The sequence below is a fragment of the uncultured Nostoc sp. genome (genome assembly GCF_964245445.1).
Lineage (GTDB): Bacteria > Cyanobacteriota > Cyanobacteriia > Cyanobacteriales > Nostocaceae > Nostoc.
Window position 1 is genome coordinate 1 of sequence record NZ_CAXTNE010000176.1, and the last position, 17051, is coordinate 17051.

Consider the following 17051-nt stretch of genomic DNA (forward strand, 5'->3'; position numbering starts at 1 on the left):
GGGAGGGATAAGGGAGATGAGGAAGTAATTTGTCGCCCTGCTTCCCCTGCTCTCTCATCTCCCCTCGCCTGCACGCCACCTACTTGAATCAACGCCTGTATACCAGCTAAGTTGGATTTGGGTAAATGCTGTAAACCACGTTTTACCCAACGGCGATTTACGCCAGTTAAGGGGGCTAAATCTGCGATCGTTCCCAGCGTAAATAGTGCTAGCATCGGCTGGATCAAGCCCTTAGTCTCCCCTAGCTGTTGTGCTAGAGACACTGCCAAAATGTAGGCAACACCAACACCAGCAACACCCCGATAAGGTGAGGATTCAGCTATTAGTTTGGGGTTGAGGATAGCGTTAGCTGGTGGTAATTTTTGGGGTATATCGTGGTGATCGGTGATAATCACTGCAAGACCAAGTTCTCTAGCTCTAGCAACTGGTTCAAACGCAGAGATGCCATTATCTACAGTCAGAATTAATCCCACACCTTCGCTGTGGAATTCTTCAACTATGCGTTTATTGATACCGTAACCTTCGTGCATCCGGCTGGGAATAGCATAATCTACTTGTGCGCCTAAAGTGCGTAGACTACGTAAAAGTAGAGCAGTGCTGGTCATCCCATCAGCATCGTAATCACCACAAATAGCAATTTTTGTTTGAGAAGCGATCGCATTTTGCAACAACTCCAAACTAATCGCCAAATCTGGGAAATCTTCTAAGGGCGAAGGTAAGACTAGAGACTCTGGATTTAAAAATGCTTGTACCTGTTCTAGTGTTTCCATACCCCGATTAATCAACAACTGGCTGACAATGGGTGAAATGTTTGTCAAAGCTGCCAGATTTTGGGCAAATTCTGGTTTTTGTGGATAAATTTGCCAGCGCTGATCGGGTAAACGCCTGCGAGGCTTTGATAGTTCAGATACAGGTCGGTCTAGCACAATACAAAGTTAGGAGTTTTTAGTTATGAGTGTTGAATTGAAAGTTGTTTCTTAACTCATAACTAATAACATTATTTGCTATCTAAAACACGTTTATCCTACCATCATCCATAATATATAACGAGCGATCGCCAGGAGAGCGCATCGGACGGAGTTCGAGCCGCAATGTGCCAAAGTTAGGTTTGGAGACAATTGCTTGTAGTGATAAACCCTTTTCGCTCCAAAATATCAGAGATGTATTTGCCTCTGTACTCTCTATTTGTTCTAGATTTAATTTCTGTCCTGGACTCAAGGATATTGCATCAGTCCCAGAGGGTTTTTGGATTTTGATTAAGTTAGGTGTGCTATTTATAACTTCAACTCGGATACTTTGCCCAGGTGTAAACTGAATTGGGTGCGACCCACACTTAGAGGCACAAGTACGAGCGAAAGTGGCACTGGGATTATTGATTGATGCAACTAGAACGGTAGCTACAACTAAAGCAAATGACAGTGGCTTAAACATAATACACAGTATAAGTACTAAACTGAAATATTACTTTAATTTAGTACTATTAAGCCTCAGCATATTTTCCACAATTAACGTAAATTCGACAGCTTATATAGTAATCAAAAAACCTCTCCTTGGTTTTACTACGCAAAACCGTCCCTCTCCGACTCGGAGAGGGACAGACTTGAACTTTAGTTCAAAGCAGGGAGAGGTTTGTCAAACTCACATCATAATTAGAACTACAACGCATTCCCTACCGTCATTACGAATTACAAATTTAACCGAAACGTCCACTAATATAATCCTCAGCTTCTTTAGTTTGAGGAGAGCTGAACATTTGGGCTGTAGGATTAAACTCAACTAATTTTCCGCGACGTTTGCCATGCTCGTCAATTTCTGTATTGAAGAAAGCCGTGAAATCTGCGACTCTGGAAGCTTGCTGCATATTGTGAGTCACCATAATGATGGTGTATTGCTCCTTGAGTTCTAAGCAAAGTTCTTCTACTTGGCGGCTAGAAATGGGGTCGAGAGCAGAACATGGTTCATCCATTAATAATACATCTGGCTTCATGGCGATCGCTCTTGCTATGCAAAGTCGTTGCTGTTGTCCGCCAGATAATGCAGTTCCCTTCTCTTTGAGTTTATCTTTGACTTCATCCCAGATAGCAGCGCGTCTGAGAGAATCTTCCACCAATTCATCAATGTTACCTTTATAACCGTTAGCACGCGGCCCAAAGGAAATATTTTCGTATATTGACTTGGGGAAAGGATTTGGTCTTTGAAAAACCATTCCGACTTGGCGGCGTAATTTTACAGAATTTATCTTAGGATCGTAAATATTGCGATCGCGATAATTCAGTCTCCCTTCTACCCTAGCTCCAGGGATTAAATCATTCATCCGATTGAAGCAACGCAGTAAGGTACTTTTACCACATCCTGAAGGGCCAATAAAAGCAATAATTTGTTTTTCAGGAATCTTTATATAAACATCTAAAAGTGCCAGAAATCCCCCATAAAAGACTTTCACCCCTTCAACATTGAATACGCCCTTGTCTTGGTCTATTGTGGCGCTATCTGATTGACTTCTACTATTGCTATAAGTCATTTGGTTGAACTCCTAATAACCGTGAATGTATCGAATTAGATATTTAATTACCTAATTTATTGAGAAGCGTTGTCGAATATAAATTGCTACGCCATTTAAAACTAAAATCAAGATTAACAACGCAATAATTGTGGCTGCTGCTGCACTAGCAAAACCCGGTTCAGGACGAGTTATATAACTGTAAATTTGAATGGGTAATGCCATAAATCTCTGAAATAAACCAGGGTTAAAGGTGAGAAAACCCACAGCGCCTACAACAATCAGAGAGGCTGCATCACCAATAGCGCGGGATACAGAGATAATCACCCCCGTCAGAATACCGGGAACAGCGTATGGTATGACATGATTGCTAATAGTTCGCCATTTTGTGACACCTAATCCGTAAGAAGCATTTCTTAGGGAATCTGGGACAGCGCGAATTGCTTCTCTAGCTGTCACAATAATTACTGGTAAAGACAACAAAGATAAAGTTAATGCACCGGAAATCAAAGCGGGGCCAAATCCAAGCAAATAATTGAAAACCCCTAAACCCAGCAATCCATAGACGATAGAAGGTACACCCGCCAGATTACTGATATTAATCTCAATAATCGCTGTCCACCAAGCTTTAGGTGCATACTCTTCTAGATATAAAGCTGCTCCTACACCAATTGGGACAGTCACTAAAATTACAACCAACCCTAAAAGAATGCTGCTGATAATTGCAGGACGGATACCACCTTGGTCAGGAAAACGAGAAGGAGTTTCCGTGAGAAAGCCGGGTGACAAAAATCTGCCTAATCCGTCTTTAAAAATATCAAAAAGTAGCAACGCTAGGATAAATAAACCAATCAGCAATCCTAACAAAAAAAGTACTTCAAATACTTTCCCTAATGTCTCCCTACTCTCAACATTATCGGTAAATTCTGCCGCAGAATCTAGAGAATCATCTTGTTGATAACTTGTAGCCATATATATCTATGTTAGTCGTATTTTTCTTTAAAGCGATTAGCAATCCAGTAACTAACAATATTCAAAGCAAGGGTAAGTAGAAACAGAACAGCGCCTACAGCATATAATGTCTTGAAATTGAGACTACCACGTGGACTATCTCCACCAGAAATTTGTGCCATGTAAGCTGTCATTGTTTCTATTGATTCAGCAAAATTAACAGTTAGTCTTGGTTGTTGTCCGGCGGCGATGAGGACAGTCATGGTTTCACCCACAGCTCGAGAAATACCCAAAATAATCGAGGCTATGATTCCAGAAAGCGCGGCTGGTAGAACTACTTTAAAAATGGTTTCCAGTTTAGTGATACCTAAAGCATAAGCTCCTTCTCGCAATGAGCGTGGAACTGCTCGAATAGCATCTAGGCTGATAGAACCAACAGTAGGAGTAATCATTACCCCCATCATTAACCCCGCACTCAAAGCGTTGAATATTTCTAAAGGGATAAAATTCCGCAGCAATGGCGTAAGGAACAACAGCGCAAAGTAACCATATACTACTGTAGGTACTCCCGCCAAAAGTTCGACTGCTGGACGTAAAATTGCAGCCACTTTCGGTTCAGCATATTCACTCAAATAAATAGCAGAAGATAAACCCAAAGGAACAGCTACTGCCATAGCAATAGCTGTAGTCAAAAAAGTGCCATTAATCAATGGCCAAACACCAAAATGTCTATTAGCAAATAAAGGCGTCCATTTAGTATCAAGAAAAAATTGGGCAAATGAAACTTCTTGGAAAAAACCGAATGTCTCTTGAAAGATAATTACAACAATCCCAAAGGTAGTTAAAACTGAAACTAAAGCACAAGCAAATAAAACTGCCGCAACAATCTTTTCTGAGATATCTTCAGATGGATTTTTATCCAGTGACTGTCTGGATAGTAGATAAGGCTTGTCTTGAGAATTGGTATTTTGCATAAACAGTTAAGTTTTAACTACACTCAGACTACAATGACTAGGACTTTATTTAAATGAAGTTTGTGATCGGTTCACCTGGTTTTGCTTTTTTAAACTTTGTCCCAGTTTCACCAGTAGCAAATTTTTGTTTTACTTTGAGGTAAGCTTCATCAGGTAATGCTACATAACCAACACTATCTACCCACTTCCAAGAATTTTCTAGATAAAAATTTACAAATTCTTTTACTGCTGGCTTAGTATCTAAAGATTTTTTACTGACATAGATGAAGAGAGGACGAGACAAAGGTGTATAGATATTTTTAATTACATTATCCACTGGAACTGGTTTTTCACACTTTCCTGTCAGGCTTTCTACAGCGACTAGATTCAGTTTTTCTTGATTTTGAATGTAGTAAGATATTCCTACATAACCCAAGGCTGTTACATCACCTGACACTCCTTGGACGAGAAGGTTTTGATTCTGAGTGGCAGTGTAGTCTGTACGGCCATTCTTGGCTTTGCCAGTCACAGCTTGAGTCATATAATCGAATGTTCCCGTATCAGAAGATGGAGCATACAACTTCAGCTTTTCGTTAGGAAACTTGGGATTAACTTGATTCCATGTCAATATTTTGCCGTCTGATTTGCCGCCCCAAATCTTACCCAATTCCTTAATAGTTAGACATTTGGCAAAGTTATTTTGGCGATTAGCAATCACGGCGATGCCATCTAAAGCTATAGGCAACTCTACAAATTTAATATTCTTACTTTGACATTTTTTGATTTCTTCATCTCTAATGGTGCGAGAAGCACCAGCTACATCAATATCGCCATTACAAAATTTACTGAAACCACCACCAGTACCACTTGAGGCAACGCTTACTTTAGCTTCAGGTTTGACTTTACCGTATTCTTCTGCAACTGCTAAAGAAATAGGAAAACCTACAGCTGCACCATCAATACTCACCTGACTTTTCTTTTCCTCATTACTGCTACAAGCAGTGATACTGCTGGTAATAATCATTAAAAATGTCAGGAAAAGGCTATTCTTAAATCGGCTACGAAAGCTCATAAATTATCAATTGAGATAAAATGACTGCGAATTGCTTATGTTTGGCTAGCTGCAAGTAGAGAATGCTGCATGAGAAAATAGATATCATGCTTTTTTCGCAGCTTGCACTTTGTCAAAAATTGCCCCATCTCCAAAAAACTTGTTCTGGATAATATCCCAACCACCTAAATCTTGAGATGTGAATAAAGTTTTAATTGGCGGATATTTTGATACTACTTCTTGGGTAACGGTAGGGTTAACAGGACGATATTGTAATTTTGCAAATTCCCGTTGAGCTTCTGTCGAGTAAAGAAAATCAACAAAAGCTTGTGCAACTTCTCTTGTACCGTGCTTATCGACGTTTTTATCGACTACTGCTACAGGATTATCAATGGAAATATTGACTTGGGGTACAACATAAGGTAACTTAGTCCCATTTTTACCCGCCAAAATCACCTCATTTTCGTAGTTGATTAAAACATCTCCCTGACCTTTTTGGAAAAATAAATCGCTTGCTTCACGGGCATCTTTTGTCAGAATAGGAGTATTCTTATAAACTTTGGTGACATAATCTAGCGCTGTCGCCTCATCACCGCCTGTTAGACTCACCGAACCCCAAAAAGCCAAGAATTCCCAGATAGCAATACCAGAAGTTTTTGGGTTAGCCGCAATTACTTTTACGCCATCTTTTGCCAAGTCTGCCCAAGTATTGATGCCTTTAGGGTTGCCTTCGCGAGTTACGATCGCAGCAACCGATTTGCTAACAATACCACTTCTCGGAGCTTCGGTTTCCCAACCTGATTTAATTAAACCCGCTTGCTGAATTCTGTTGACATCCAGGGGAAGTGCCAAATGTACTATATCTGCTTCTTGCGAACCGGCTATGACAGCAGCTGCTTGAGCGCCAGAACCTCCATAACTTTGCTCAAATGTGACGTTTTGGTTATGTTCTTGCTTCCACTTTTGGACAAATTTGGGGATTATCTGGTCATGAGCTGCTTTGGTAACAGAAAAAGAAACGAGTTTTAACTTAACATCGTTTTTGCTAGCTGAACTGCTTCCAGAGCAGGAGGCAACTGCTATACTCAAAAAAGCACCTATGAGAAACAGACTCACAAAGCTTTGCACAGTGTGTCTATTGAACCAACTCCTAATTGTGTGTTTATACGAGAGTTGTATAGTCTGCAAAGCTTTCATGGCATAAGCCTGTATACCCTCACTTAGAAATTTACTTAATTGTGTCAGTTGTTGCGACTTACTCATCAGAATCACCCCTAAATATACGGTATTTCTAGGCAGATACCGTAATTAAAAAGATTATAGGATATATAGAACAATAGTTCTAGTCTGGCTTCAATTATTTTTACTAAGTCAGGAGTTTATAAATAGCCGAGACTAGTGATTTGAGCAACATTAATCGTCAGTAAGAGATTCAGAAAATAAATATGTCAATGAGCTATAATACTTAGAATTATGCTGATATCAAGGTAGAAAACACAATTTTTAAGCTGGCAATGCCTACGCATTATCCTACGCATTATATTTAAATGCATCATTCATTTTTACCCGAAGACTTCAGTACGAAATTTAATTTAATACTCTATTGAGTGGCTAATTTATAACTTAATTACTATTGATAAAAATGATTTCGTCTTAACCTGTTACGAATGAATATTAGTTCAGTTGGTAGCTGAGGCAATTCTGAAAAATCGATATAATTCGTAAGATCAGTATAAGTATCTTCACTAGTTATTGCGTCGTTTACTCTACCCGTATTGCTACAACCAGCTTAGGATAGAGTAAAAGCACTTTTTGCAAACAATGGTAGAAAAAATCACAGCTGTCTTTAATGGCAAAGTGTTCTATCCGGCTGAACCGATCGCACTGCCAATCAATACCCGCGTGCGAATCAGTATTGAAATTTTACCGCCAGGTGAACATGAAACGGTATCATTTTTACAAACAGCGCGATCGCTCAAATTAGATGGGCCACCGGATTGGTGTACCAATATAGATAAATATTTATACGGTAAGTAAACTTTCCATGCATTCTGAAGTCTTTCTTGATACATCATTTGCCATTGCCTTATCTGCACCGAGCGATCGCTTGCATGACCGAGCCTTACATCTGGCTAAAATGTTACAAGCAGCAGAAACTCGTTTGGTGACAACACAGGCGGTAATGTTGGAAATTGGCAATGCTTTATCCCAAAAACCTTATCGTCAAGCGGCAATCATATTATTAAATTCTCTAGTAGCAGACTCTAAAGTAGAAATTGTCCCCCTCTCCCAGGAACTCTACGAACGTGCTTTCGAGCTATATCGAGAACAAACAGAGAAAGAATGGGGATTTGTCGATTGCGTATCTTTTATAGTGATGCAATATAGCGGAATCACGGAAGCATTGACTGCTGATGAGCATTTTCAACAAGCAGGCTTTCGAGCATTACTGCGAGAAAATTTGCCTTAAAGGTTGGGAATTAGTCATTGGTATTGGTTATTCACAAATGACAAATGACTAATAACAATTAAATATTTCGTTACAATCGGCTTATGCATTAGGCATTCAAGAGTTATCAGCCATGAAATTGATTTCCGATCCACCGATTCCTGTAAAAATTCAAAAGATGAAGGAACGGGTGCGGTGGATGCATCCAAGTTTTGTGCAACGGGGAATTGATCAAACCAGCATAGTTATTGATGATCGCAGAGAAGATAGTGCAGAATTTTCCTTTATGGTTATCGGTGATTCCGGCACCAAATCCCATTCTCCATACCACCCCCAACGAAAAGTTGCTGAACTAATGCTGACTCACCAGGATGATTGCAGTTTTGTGTTGCACACAGGCGATGTAATTTATGTGGTGGGTTCCCAAGAGTATTACTCGACAAACTTTATTGAACCTTACCGGGAATTTCTTGTCGGTGGCGACAACCCGAAAGACATTCCCTACGATCGCATGGTGTTTAATCTCCCATTCTTGCCAGTACCAGGTAATCATGATTACTACGATGTACCGTTGATGTACCGTTTATTTACTGGAACAACATCTTCATTACGTCGCCTGTTGCGCTACAAAGATATTGAGATTGGCTGGCATGGATCGTATCAAGGTAATGCTTATGCACGGGCATTTATGGACTATACAGGAGCGATGTCTTCTCCAGAATTAGAACGTCATTTAGATCAACACTACACTGCTAAGACCGACACAGGGCGCTGTTTGCGTTACGAACCTGGACAGTTTACCCGCTTACCCAATCGCTATTATACCTTTCGTTACGGCGGAATTGATTTTTTTGCACTGGATTCTAATACCTTTAATACACCATCGCCCTTACCAGCAACTCAAGAGGGAGAAATTTATCGCCAGAAATTGCAAAAGCGTCGCCAGGAAATAGATCGAGAAGAATTGCAGATTTTGGGAATATGCGATAGCCTCAACCCGGATAAACCCACCGACGCGGAACAACTCGATGAACTTAGCGCCAAACTAGACCAAATAAACGAGATCAAAATCGACATTGAAAAACAATTGGCATCTCAAAAAATACCTGCGATAGATTTTGAACAACTTGAATGGTTGCGTACCAGACTAATCGAATCTTGGAACAACTCCGAAGTGCGCGGACGGATTATTTTTTTCCACCATCCACCCTACGTTACAGAAGCCACAAAGTGGCATCAGGCCCAAACCTTGGCGGTTCGCCACCGCTTGCGCTGGGTGTTTGAACAAGTGGCAGAAACTCTTGGTTCTTTAATTAAAGAACGTCCCATAGTGGATTTGATTTTAAACGGTCACGCTCACTGTTTAGAGCATCTTTGCACAACTGATACCGGATTTGCTGACTCTCACATTAACTGCATTATCTCTGGTGGTAGTGGTCATCGTCCCCGTTATCAACGGCGAGAGGGGACTGAATTGATGGAGACTTTTACGGAAATTGCAGGTAAACCCACTCGGAAAGTTGCCGATTCAATGCTTTTTGTGGGCCGTCATGATTACAATTTCCAGAACCGCCTGCCTTACTCATGTGTGCGGATTGATGTTCTGGATGGTAGCCCACCCAAGTTTATCATCAGACCACTGATTACTGAACGGTTTGAAGATGAGTGGTATAACCGCGAACTTGAACCTTTTGTGATTTAAACTGCAATACAGTTTAGTTAAGCATTAAACAGAACACCATCATTTCTCTCAGCAGCGTAAAAGATAGCCTGCAAGTTTTTGGGTTTCTCGCCATGAAACTTACTTTCGATGTCCCCATAACTGGTTAGCAGAATGGGTTTGCCCAATCGATCAGCGATCGCATGGGCGGGAAGTGTCTTACCTGTTCCTGGCTCACCGTAATAGCTAGCCGCTTGCACACCTTTGTCTGTAGATGTTCTACACGATAAAAAGTATAATTAGCTGTTCATTGAAAGAAGTTGCGTATGCGTTCAAGGTGTACAAAGATAATTAGTCTCCCCATATCGGCGGCAATATTGTTCAATATTCTGGGTTTTCCTGAGAATAAACTAGTATCCTCGCCCGCCTTTACCCTTTCATCATCATTGCCAATTCCAAATTCTCACAAGCCAGACCAAGAGATTACATTGGACTGGTTCACTGACTCAAAATTAAAAAGCACAGATACTATTTCTGACTCAGACGCCAAATTATTTGTTAATAATGTTTTTCAAACACTTGATAACAATATTTTTAATCCCACCTTTAAAAAACAACTTCGAGAGCAGAATTTGAAAGCTTTAGTTGCTCTAATTAATGCAAAACAAACTTGGTCAAGGTTAGAGTTAACGCAACTTGTTAACAATCAACTCGAAAAACTGTCAATATCTCATGTGAGGGTTTTTGACCCTATAGAGGGTGAACAATTGTTCCGTTTATTTAATCAACCTTCTGTGTCAACAGCCAAAAAGTCTCCTACAGTTTCAGCCCAAATAAGAGGTGAGATCGGAATTCTTCAAGTTAAAAGCTTTGTTGTCCCTCAAATTACTAAAGTGGCAGTTGAGCAAGCTTTAGCTCAACTTTCCAAAACTAAAGCTATCTTAATCGATCTTCGTGATAATGGGGGCGGTGTCCAGTCTAGCATTAGCTATGTCATTGAAAACATTATTGGCCCCAACAAAGTGATTTCAACAGAGAGAACTCGACGTGGTGCAGCAATCAAGCAGCCATATATCTTTCGCGGATATTTTGATGACTCTGTGAAAAATGTAGCTCTTGCAGAGATTAAACTCTCAGAGGAAAAGAACTATATCGAGTATCGAACACGGTTTGAAGCCAAAAAAGACCCCAGACCTCATTTTGTTTTAGTTGACGAGCAATGCGGCTCCGCTTGTGAAGTATTTGCAGCCGCCGCTCAAGAACACGCAGCCGCTAAAATATTAGGAGTTCGCACCAGTGGTTCAGTTTTAGGAGGGGGAGTTTTTAAGTTGAGATGGCCAGGTTTTATTCTACTTGCTCCCATTTCTCAAACGTTTTCACTTAAAGGCAGTACGATTGAGGGCAGGGGAGTTCAGCCAGATATCCAGATTCCTGAATGTAAAAACAGTGGCAATCAATGTCTTGAGAAAGCAATAAAGTTAATAAGTTCTCAATCTGACTTTTCCCGTTAAGTCTCTCTAGCAAGCCGCCAACCTTCACAGAGATCGTGCAATTTTAACCAACCCCGCCAATAATGTTGCTTAAAATGATTGGTCAATTCTTTTAGTTCCCTCACAACAACTTTGTTTGCCATTCTGATCTAGCCTTGCACAATTATCTAAAGTTGTGGTTATTGCAAGCGTTTATATCTTAATCTTAAATAGAGTTTTGATAATTTCAGATTATGGCAGGACATAGTAAATGGGCAAATATTAAGCGCCAAAAAGCGCTAGTAGATGCAAAAAGGGGAAAAACCTTTACTCAGTTATCGCGGGCGATTATCGTTGCGGCTAGAAGCGGCGTACCAGATCCGGCGCTGAATTTTCAACTTCGCACGGCAATTGACAAGGCAAAGGCAGCGAGTATTCCCAATGATAATATTGAACGAGCGATCGCTAAAGGTGCAGGCACTTCTGGTGGGGATAATGCTACCTTTGAAGCGATTCGCTACGAAGGTTACGGTCCTGGTGGTGTAGCAATTTTAATCGAAGCCCTCACAGATAATCGTAATCGCACTGCTGCTGACTTGCGTGTAGCTTTCAGTAAAAATGGTGGCAATCTTGGTGAAGTAGGTTGCGTTAGCTGGATGTTTGACCAAAAAGGCGTTTGTGTAGTGCAGAGTGTGGTTGATGAAGAACAGCTTTTAGAAGCATCTCTCGAAGGCGGTGCCCAGTCTTATGAGATGACTGAAGATGAGATGGCTGAGGTATTTACTGACATTGGCAATTTAGAAATCCTTAGCCAGACACTCAAGGAGCAAGGCTTTAAAGTAACTGATGCCGAATTGCGCTGGATTCCTAGTAATAGTGTAGAAGTTACCGATCCAGATCAGGCGCGATCGCTTTTCAAGTTAATTGATACTCTAGAAGGCTTGGATGACGTGCAAAATGTCACAGCTAACTTTGATGTAGCAGAAGAATTGATGGCTCTGAGCATTTCTTAATTAAAATTCACACAGCCATCATAGCCTGATAACACTTCTTTAGATGATGTCCAAAATCCTACATTGTAATTGGAAATGCTAGCAAGTATTTCACGTAAATCTTATATTTTACGGATGTAAAAATAGACATGAAAGATTCATATCAATTACAAACCTATGACATACGCCTATTGGATAGTTGGATTGTTCATTACCTGATGAGGATTTTTAAGTGAATAAGTTCGCTAAAGCTTTACTTTTGGCTTTAATTTTTGCTGCACCTGTAACCGTTTTTGCATCTCAAGCTCAAGCAGTTGTCCATACTGCTAGCGGAAAAGGCGCTAAAGTTCATCACAATAAACATCATAAAACACATCACAAGCGTCATGCTAAAAATGTAGCTCCTAAAACTAATCATAAATAGTTACTATTAGTTGTAAAAGTTTCTAGTAGCTTTGTAATAAAGTTTAGTGTTGGTTTCTGTGAAAGTATAATTGTATTATTTAACCCTGCTGAAATCCCTACCAATCAGCAGGGGTTTTTTAATTAACTTGCTCATGAGGGCGCGATCGCGTCAAAATAAGAGTTAAGATGCTGTAACTTAACTTAACAATGACCATAACGCAGCTTGAGCAAATATCCCCTCAACCTACACCGCCAGACTTGCGGGGATATGAATATGATTTGGTAATTGTCGGCGGTGGGATTATTGGGTTAACTCTAGCCTCCGCTTTAAAAGATTCTGGCTTGAGTGTCTTGCTGATTGAAGCGAAAGTGGCATCAGCAGCTGTAGCTAAAGGGCAAGCTTATGCAGTTCATCAGCTTTCGTCACTAATTTACCAAGGAATTGGAGTTTGGGACAAAATGTTGCCTCAAATAGCCAAATATTGCCGAGTTCGTCTTTCTGATGCCGATTATCCCGATGTGGTGGAATTTACCACAAATGATATAGATACAGCATTGGGTTATGTGGCGGAACACCAAGCGCTATTGCAACCTTTGCAAGAGTTTGTCCAAGATTGTGCAAATGTGACTTATCTATGTCCGGCTGAAATGGTAAATACGCAATACCAAAAAGATATAGTAGCAATAGATATTAAAGTTGCCGATCAGTTATACTCAGTTCGCAGCAAATTACTGATAGCAGCAGATGGGGCGCGATCGCCAATTCGTCAAGCTGCTGGTATCAAAACCTCTGGCTGGAAATATTGGCAGTCTTGCATCGTGGCATTTGTCAAACCAGAAAAACCCCACAATAACACCGCTTACGAAAGATTTTGGTCTAGCGGGCCCTTTGCGATTTTACCTTTACCGGGGAACCGTTGCCGCATTGTGTGGACAGCCCCTCACGAAGAAGCAAAAGCTTTATGTGCCTTAGATGATGAGCAATTTTTAAGAGAACTTACCCGTCGCTATGGTGATCAGATGGGGAAATTGGAATTACTGGGCGATCGCTTTGTATTCCAGGTACAACTCATGCAAAGCGATCGCTATGTTCTCCCCCGACTGGCATTAATTGGTGATGCGGCGCACAATTGCCATCCTGTGGGTGGACAAGGTTTAAATCTAGGGATTCGAGATGCAGCAGCTTTGGCGCAAGTAATCCAAACAGCGCACCAAGCGGGTAAAGATATTGGTGACATTCAAATTCTCAAAGGTTATGAACGCTGGCGCAAGCTGGAAAACCTGACTATTTTAGGTTTCACCGATTTGTTAGATCGGATGTTTTCTAATAACTTCTTACCTGTGGTATTGGTGCGTCGGCTGGGTTTATGGTTTTTGCAGCGAGTCCCTGTATTAAAGGTGTTTATGCTGAAGTTGATGATCGGTTTGAAGGGGCGGACTCCAGAATTAGCAAAACGATAAGGCTTAAAGGCTACACCACAGCAGCTTGAAAAATCTGGTTTGGGGTGAGATTCAATTCGGGAAATGTTTGGGAAATAATGCGATCGCTATCTCGAAACTTACTTATTTGATATTCCTCATCAACCAAGTTACATACGGTGATTGTCGGTTGTTTGGGATTACCGATAAAATTACGTCCACCCAAAGCAGCATAATCGACAATCCAGTATTCCGGGATACCCATCTCTTCGTAATCAGCGTATTTTAAGTAATAATCGTCTCGCCAGTTGGTTGATACAACTTCAATTGCCAAAGGTATTGATGCGCCCAAACTAACGGTAGATTCTTTTTTCCATAATTTTTCGTTTTCCAGATTTGCACGGTTTAGCACCAACACATCTGGGATGTAACCAGAATCTTTTTCAGGAGGTCTAACTATAACTTGGTTGGGCATAAAGTAGGGGAGGTCTAATCGGTCAAATTCAACTGTTACTTTTCTTGCTAAAAAACCCTTTACTTCCTCATGTTCCCCTACTGGTTGCGCCATTTCAAAAATTTCTCCTTTATGCAGTTCGTAGCGGACTCGTCGATTTTCGGGTAGCCAATCGACAAACTCCTCAAAGGTTACTAGCTTGGGTATGGCTTGAGTCATGGATGATAGAGAATTACTGATGATAGAAATATTATCTCTAATCTAGGGGACTGCGGACAGCTTTTCCACCACGGTTAAGCACTAAGGTATAAATCCGAAAGTGGCGAAACGTATCATAACCCACGTTTTTCTGAATACAAGCTTGACAAACCGCTTGTTTTAATGGTTTTTGTAAACTACTTTCATGACTGCTTTATGTTCCGACTATAAAGGAAAAGGGCATTCTATGTAAAGATAAGCAACGTTGATATCAAGCAGCCACTAAACAGATGATTCAACAAAAATCCCCTATATTCCCTCATGGGCTAAGGCAAATAGGAAGCACCGTTGTTTTAGCGATCGCCTATTATGAAATGGCTGAAATTTCACGCCACCTTGCCTCCACACCCCAGAATGTGACTCCAGTTTGGCCCCCAGATGGAATTGCTGCTGGGGCTGTTCTGTTGTTTGGTAACTGGATCGGGTACGGTGTTTTTCTGGGTTCATTTCTTGCCAACTTCTGGGCGTTCCGAGATCCAACAAGTTTCTTATCCCTAGTGATTTCAACGCTGCCAGTTCTGGGAATTGCGATCGGAACAACCCTGGGGACTCTGTTGGGTGCCTTGCTGCTGCGGAAAACTACCAACCTTCACTATCCCTTAGAACGTGTCACCGACGTGTTCAAATTTTTGATCTTAACCGGCATGGTGGGGCCGATCATCAATGCAACTGTTGGAGTGGCTAGCTTGGCTTTAAGTGGTAAAGTTCCCTGGACAGCGTATGGGACAGTCTGGTTAACCTGGTGGATTTCTAATGTTTCGGGAATTTTTATCGTCAGCCCGATTCTGCTTAGTTGGGGGCAATTCATTCAAAAAAACCGACATCCAATCTGGCAATGGTTATCCCTCAGTTCAACCTCAGAGGATTCTGAAAATCTCCCTCATCTTCTACACTCAAGAGCAAATTCACGCCGTTTAAGATTCTGGTTAATCGTAGAGCCAGTTATCCTGATAGGGTTGGTCATTGTCATTGCCAAAGTTGCTTTTGGTCAGGGATATCACCTGGAGTATATGTTAATTCCGACGTTGCTCTGGTCTGCCTTTCGACTGGGGCAGCCGGGTGCAACGCTGTTAACTTTTATTGTGGCTGCGATCGCAGTGATTGCAACCGTCAATGGCAAAGGTGGTTTTGTGTCTGCGGATCTCAACCAATCTTTGATGGAACTACAATCGTTTATTGGCGTGATTACACTTACCATTCTTGTGCTAACAGCAACGATCACAGAACGAACACAAGCAGAAAATAAGCTGCGTTTAGCTTTTGCTGAATTAGCTAGAACCAATGAAACTCTGGAAGTTCGAGTTAAGCAGAGAACTGAAGAATTGAATCAAAAGAATACGACTCTGAAGCAAACCCTACAAACACTGAAACGGACTCAATTGCAAATGCTTCACAGCGAAAAAATGTCTGCATTGGGACAGATGGTGGCAGGGGTTGCCCATGAAATTAATAACCCGGTTAGTTTCATTAATGGCAACTTGACTTATCTTTCTGAATATATCCAAAGCTTGTTGAGAGCATTGCAAATTTACCAACAGCAATATCCAAATCCACCTATTGCCCTGCACGCAGAGTTGGATAAACTTGAACTGGACTTTTTACGGGAAGATATGACCAAGATTCTTCAGTCGATGAAAATTGGTACCGAGCGCATCTCTACTATTGTGTTATCGCTGCGGAACTTCTCGCGCTTGGATGAAACAGGATTGAAAGCAGTAGACATTCATCAAGGGATTGATAGTACCTTGGTGATTTTGCAACATCGATTGCAAGCGACAGCCACTCGCCCACAGATCCAGGTTACTAAAGAGTATGGTCAGTTACCACTGATTGAATGTGATGCTGGCTCCCTTAATCAAGTGTTTATGAATCTTTTGAGCAATGCTATTGATGCATTAGAAGAATCTAATCAGGGGCGTTCGTTCCAAGACATTTCAGCCAAACCCAATGCCATCTGGATTCAGACTCGTCAAATCGATACAAACCAAGTGATGATTATGATTTCTGACAATGGAATGGGCATTTCAAAAGAGATTCGCTCTAAACTATTTGATCCTTTCTTCACCACCAAGCCCGTTGGCAAAGGCGCTGGTTTGGGTTTGTTTATGAGCTATCAAATTGTGACCCAGAAGCATGGCGGTAATCTTTCGTGTAAATCCACACTGGGAAAAGGCACAAAGTTTGTGATTGAGATTCCTCTAAAAGCTAAGACGATTGCTTGAGTAAGCACAATTTATGTCTTAATCAGCCTAACAATCGCATTTATTATTTCGGCGATGCCTACGGTGGTCACTGAGCTTTTGCCTGCCCTGAGCTTGTCGTTGGCGCAGCCTCTGGTAGAGAAGAGTCGAAGTGCAGGCTACACCTACGCATTTGTTATTTTAGCGTTCGCATTTGTTATTTTAGCGATCGCATTTGTTATTTCAGCGATCGCATTTGTTATTTCAGCGATCGCATTTGTTATTTCGGCGTTCGCATTTGTTATTTCGG

At 41.1% G+C, this 17051-nt stretch carries 17 protein-coding genes; 8 read left to right on the top strand and 9 right to left on the bottom strand.

From position 1 onward, the window contains the following. The 7 genes from ACFE90_RS24650 to ACFE90_RS24680 form a co-directional block, all read right to left on the bottom strand. A partial coding sequence (locus tag ACFE90_RS24650; RefSeq protein WP_375505091.1) for a DHH family phosphoesterase occupies positions 1–926 on the bottom strand: 926 nt, incomplete at its 3' end. A gap of 82 nt (positions 927–1008) precedes the next feature. Further along, positions 1009–1431: a hypothetical protein gene (locus ACFE90_RS24655; RefSeq protein ID WP_375505092.1), complete on the bottom strand. Its 423-nt coding sequence runs from the start codon at positions 1429–1431 to the stop codon at positions 1009–1011. A 262-nt stretch (positions 1432–1693) separates the two neighbouring features. Next, positions 1694–2521 (bottom strand): phosphate ABC transporter ATP-binding protein PstB, encoded by an 828-nt coding sequence (pstB, locus tag ACFE90_RS24660; protein WP_375505093.1) that lies wholly within the window; start codon positions 2519–2521, stop codon positions 1694–1696. A 51-nt stretch (positions 2522–2572) separates the two neighbouring features. After that, a complete protein-coding gene (gene pstA, locus ACFE90_RS24665) occupies positions 2573–3472 on the bottom strand; it encodes a phosphate ABC transporter permease PstA (RefSeq protein ID WP_375505094.1) in 900 nt (299 codons plus the stop codon). An 11-nt stretch (positions 3473–3483) separates the two neighbouring features. After that, positions 3484–4425 (bottom strand): phosphate ABC transporter permease subunit PstC, encoded by a 942-nt coding sequence (pstC, locus tag ACFE90_RS24670; RefSeq protein WP_375505095.1) that lies wholly within the window; start codon positions 4423–4425, stop codon positions 3484–3486. A 49-nt stretch (positions 4426–4474) separates the two neighbouring features. Further along, on the bottom strand, positions 4475–5476 hold the full coding sequence (locus ACFE90_RS24675; protein ID WP_375505096.1) for a PstS family phosphate ABC transporter substrate-binding protein: 1002 nt from the start codon (positions 5474–5476) through the stop codon (positions 4475–4477). Between the two features lie 84 nt (positions 5477–5560). After that, positions 5561–6718 (bottom strand): sulfate ABC transporter substrate-binding protein, encoded by a 1158-nt coding sequence (locus tag ACFE90_RS24680; RefSeq protein ID WP_375505097.1) that lies wholly within the window; start codon positions 6716–6718, stop codon positions 5561–5563. Between the two features lie 558 nt (positions 6719–7276). Here ACFE90_RS24680 and ACFE90_RS24685 point away from each other — a divergent pair. From ACFE90_RS24685 to ACFE90_RS24695, 3 genes are all read left to right on the top strand, one after another. Continuing rightward, entirely contained in the window at positions 7277–7492 is a 216-nt protein-coding gene (locus tag ACFE90_RS24685; RefSeq protein WP_375505098.1) for a hypothetical protein, read from the top strand. A 7-nt stretch (positions 7493–7499) separates the two neighbouring features. Next, on the top strand, positions 7500–7925 hold the full coding sequence (locus tag ACFE90_RS24690) for a type II toxin-antitoxin system VapC family toxin (protein ID WP_375505099.1): 426 nt from the start codon (positions 7500–7502) through the stop codon (positions 7923–7925). A 112-nt stretch (positions 7926–8037) separates the two neighbouring features. After that, a complete protein-coding gene (locus ACFE90_RS24695) occupies positions 8038–9606 on the top strand; it encodes a metallophosphoesterase family protein (protein WP_375505100.1) in 1569 nt (522 codons plus the stop codon). Positions 9607–9623: 17 nt separating this feature from the next. On the opposite strand, the gene ACFE90_RS24700 is transcribed toward ACFE90_RS24695, so the two are convergent. Next, positions 9624–9824, bottom strand: a complete 201-nt coding sequence (locus tag ACFE90_RS24700) for an AAA family ATPase (RefSeq protein ID WP_375505101.1) — start codon at positions 9822–9824, stop codon at positions 9624–9626. Positions 9825–9890: 66 nt separating this feature from the next. On the opposite strand from ACFE90_RS24700, the gene ACFE90_RS24705 reads away from it, so the two are divergent. The 4 genes from ACFE90_RS24705 to ACFE90_RS24720 all read left to right on the top strand — a co-directional run bounded on the left by ACFE90_RS24705 (position 9891) and on the right by ACFE90_RS24720 (position 13891). Beyond that, positions 9891–11075, top strand: a complete 1185-nt coding sequence (locus ACFE90_RS24705; protein WP_375505102.1) for a S41 family peptidase — start codon at positions 9891–9893, stop codon at positions 11073–11075. A 212-nt stretch (positions 11076–11287) separates the two neighbouring features. Next, on the top strand, positions 11288–12046 hold the full coding sequence (locus tag ACFE90_RS24710) for a YebC/PmpR family DNA-binding transcriptional regulator (protein ID WP_375505103.1): 759 nt from the start codon (positions 11288–11290) through the stop codon (positions 12044–12046). A gap of 211 nt (positions 12047–12257) precedes the next feature. Next, a complete protein-coding gene (locus ACFE90_RS24715) occupies positions 12258–12449 on the top strand; it encodes a hypothetical protein (protein WP_375505104.1) in 192 nt (63 codons plus the stop codon). 188 nt (positions 12450–12637) lie between these two features. Then, positions 12638–13891, top strand: coding sequence for an FAD-dependent hydroxylase (locus tag ACFE90_RS24720; protein WP_375505105.1), 1254 nt, complete (start codon positions 12638–12640; stop codon positions 13889–13891). A 10-nt stretch (positions 13892–13901) separates the two neighbouring features. Here the strand turns inward: ACFE90_RS24720 and ACFE90_RS24725 are convergent, their stop codons facing one another. After that, entirely contained in the window at positions 13902–14522 is a 621-nt protein-coding gene (locus ACFE90_RS24725; RefSeq protein ID WP_375505106.1) for a Uma2 family endonuclease, read from the bottom strand. A 269-nt stretch (positions 14523–14791) separates the two neighbouring features. Between ACFE90_RS24725 and ACFE90_RS24730 the strand changes: the two genes are divergently transcribed. After that, positions 14792–16783 (top strand): MASE1 domain-containing protein, encoded by a 1992-nt coding sequence (locus ACFE90_RS24730; RefSeq protein WP_375505107.1) that lies wholly within the window; start codon positions 14792–14794, stop codon positions 16781–16783. Positions 16784–17051: the final 268 nt, after the last annotated feature.

Excerpts from the sequence above, each read along its gene's own strand:
- ACFE90_RS24655 (WP_375505092.1), bottom strand. The coding sequence starts at position 1,431 with ATGTTTAAGCCACTGTCATTTGCTTTAGTTGTAGCTACCGTTCTAGTT.
- pstB (WP_375505093.1), bottom strand. The coding sequence starts at position 2,521 with ATGACTTATAGCAATAGTAGAAGTCAATCAGATAGCGCCACAATAGAC.
- pstA (WP_375505094.1), bottom strand. The coding sequence starts at position 3,472 with ATGGCTACAAGTTATCAACAAGATGATTCTCTAGATTCTGCGGCAGAA.
- pstC (WP_375505095.1), bottom strand. The coding sequence starts at position 4,425 with ATGCAAAATACCAATTCTCAAGACAAGCCTTATCTACTATCCAGACAG.
- ACFE90_RS24675 (WP_375505096.1), bottom strand. The coding sequence starts at position 5,476 with ATGAGCTTTCGTAGCCGATTTAAGAATAGCCTTTTCCTGACATTTTTA.
- ACFE90_RS24680 (WP_375505097.1), bottom strand. The coding sequence starts at position 6,718 with ATGAGTAAGTCGCAACAACTGACACAATTAAGTAAATTTCTAAGTGAG.
- ACFE90_RS24685 (WP_375505098.1), top strand. The coding sequence starts at position 7,277 with ATGGTAGAAAAAATCACAGCTGTCTTTAATGGCAAAGTGTTCTATCCG.
- ACFE90_RS24690 (WP_375505099.1), top strand. The coding sequence starts at position 7,500 with ATGCATTCTGAAGTCTTTCTTGATACATCATTTGCCATTGCCTTATCT.
- ACFE90_RS24695 (WP_375505100.1), top strand. The coding sequence starts at position 8,038 with ATGAAATTGATTTCCGATCCACCGATTCCTGTAAAAATTCAAAAGATG.
- ACFE90_RS24705 (WP_375505102.1), top strand. The coding sequence starts at position 9,891 with ATGCGTTCAAGGTGTACAAAGATAATTAGTCTCCCCATATCGGCGGCA.
- ACFE90_RS24710 (WP_375505103.1), top strand. The coding sequence starts at position 11,288 with ATGGCAGGACATAGTAAATGGGCAAATATTAAGCGCCAAAAAGCGCTA.
- ACFE90_RS24720 (WP_375505105.1), top strand. The coding sequence starts at position 12,638 with ATGACCATAACGCAGCTTGAGCAAATATCCCCTCAACCTACACCGCCA.
- ACFE90_RS24725 (WP_375505106.1), bottom strand. The coding sequence starts at position 14,522 with ATGACTCAAGCCATACCCAAGCTAGTAACCTTTGAGGAGTTTGTCGAT.
- ACFE90_RS24730 (WP_375505107.1), top strand. The coding sequence starts at position 14,792 with ATGATTCAACAAAAATCCCCTATATTCCCTCATGGGCTAAGGCAAATA.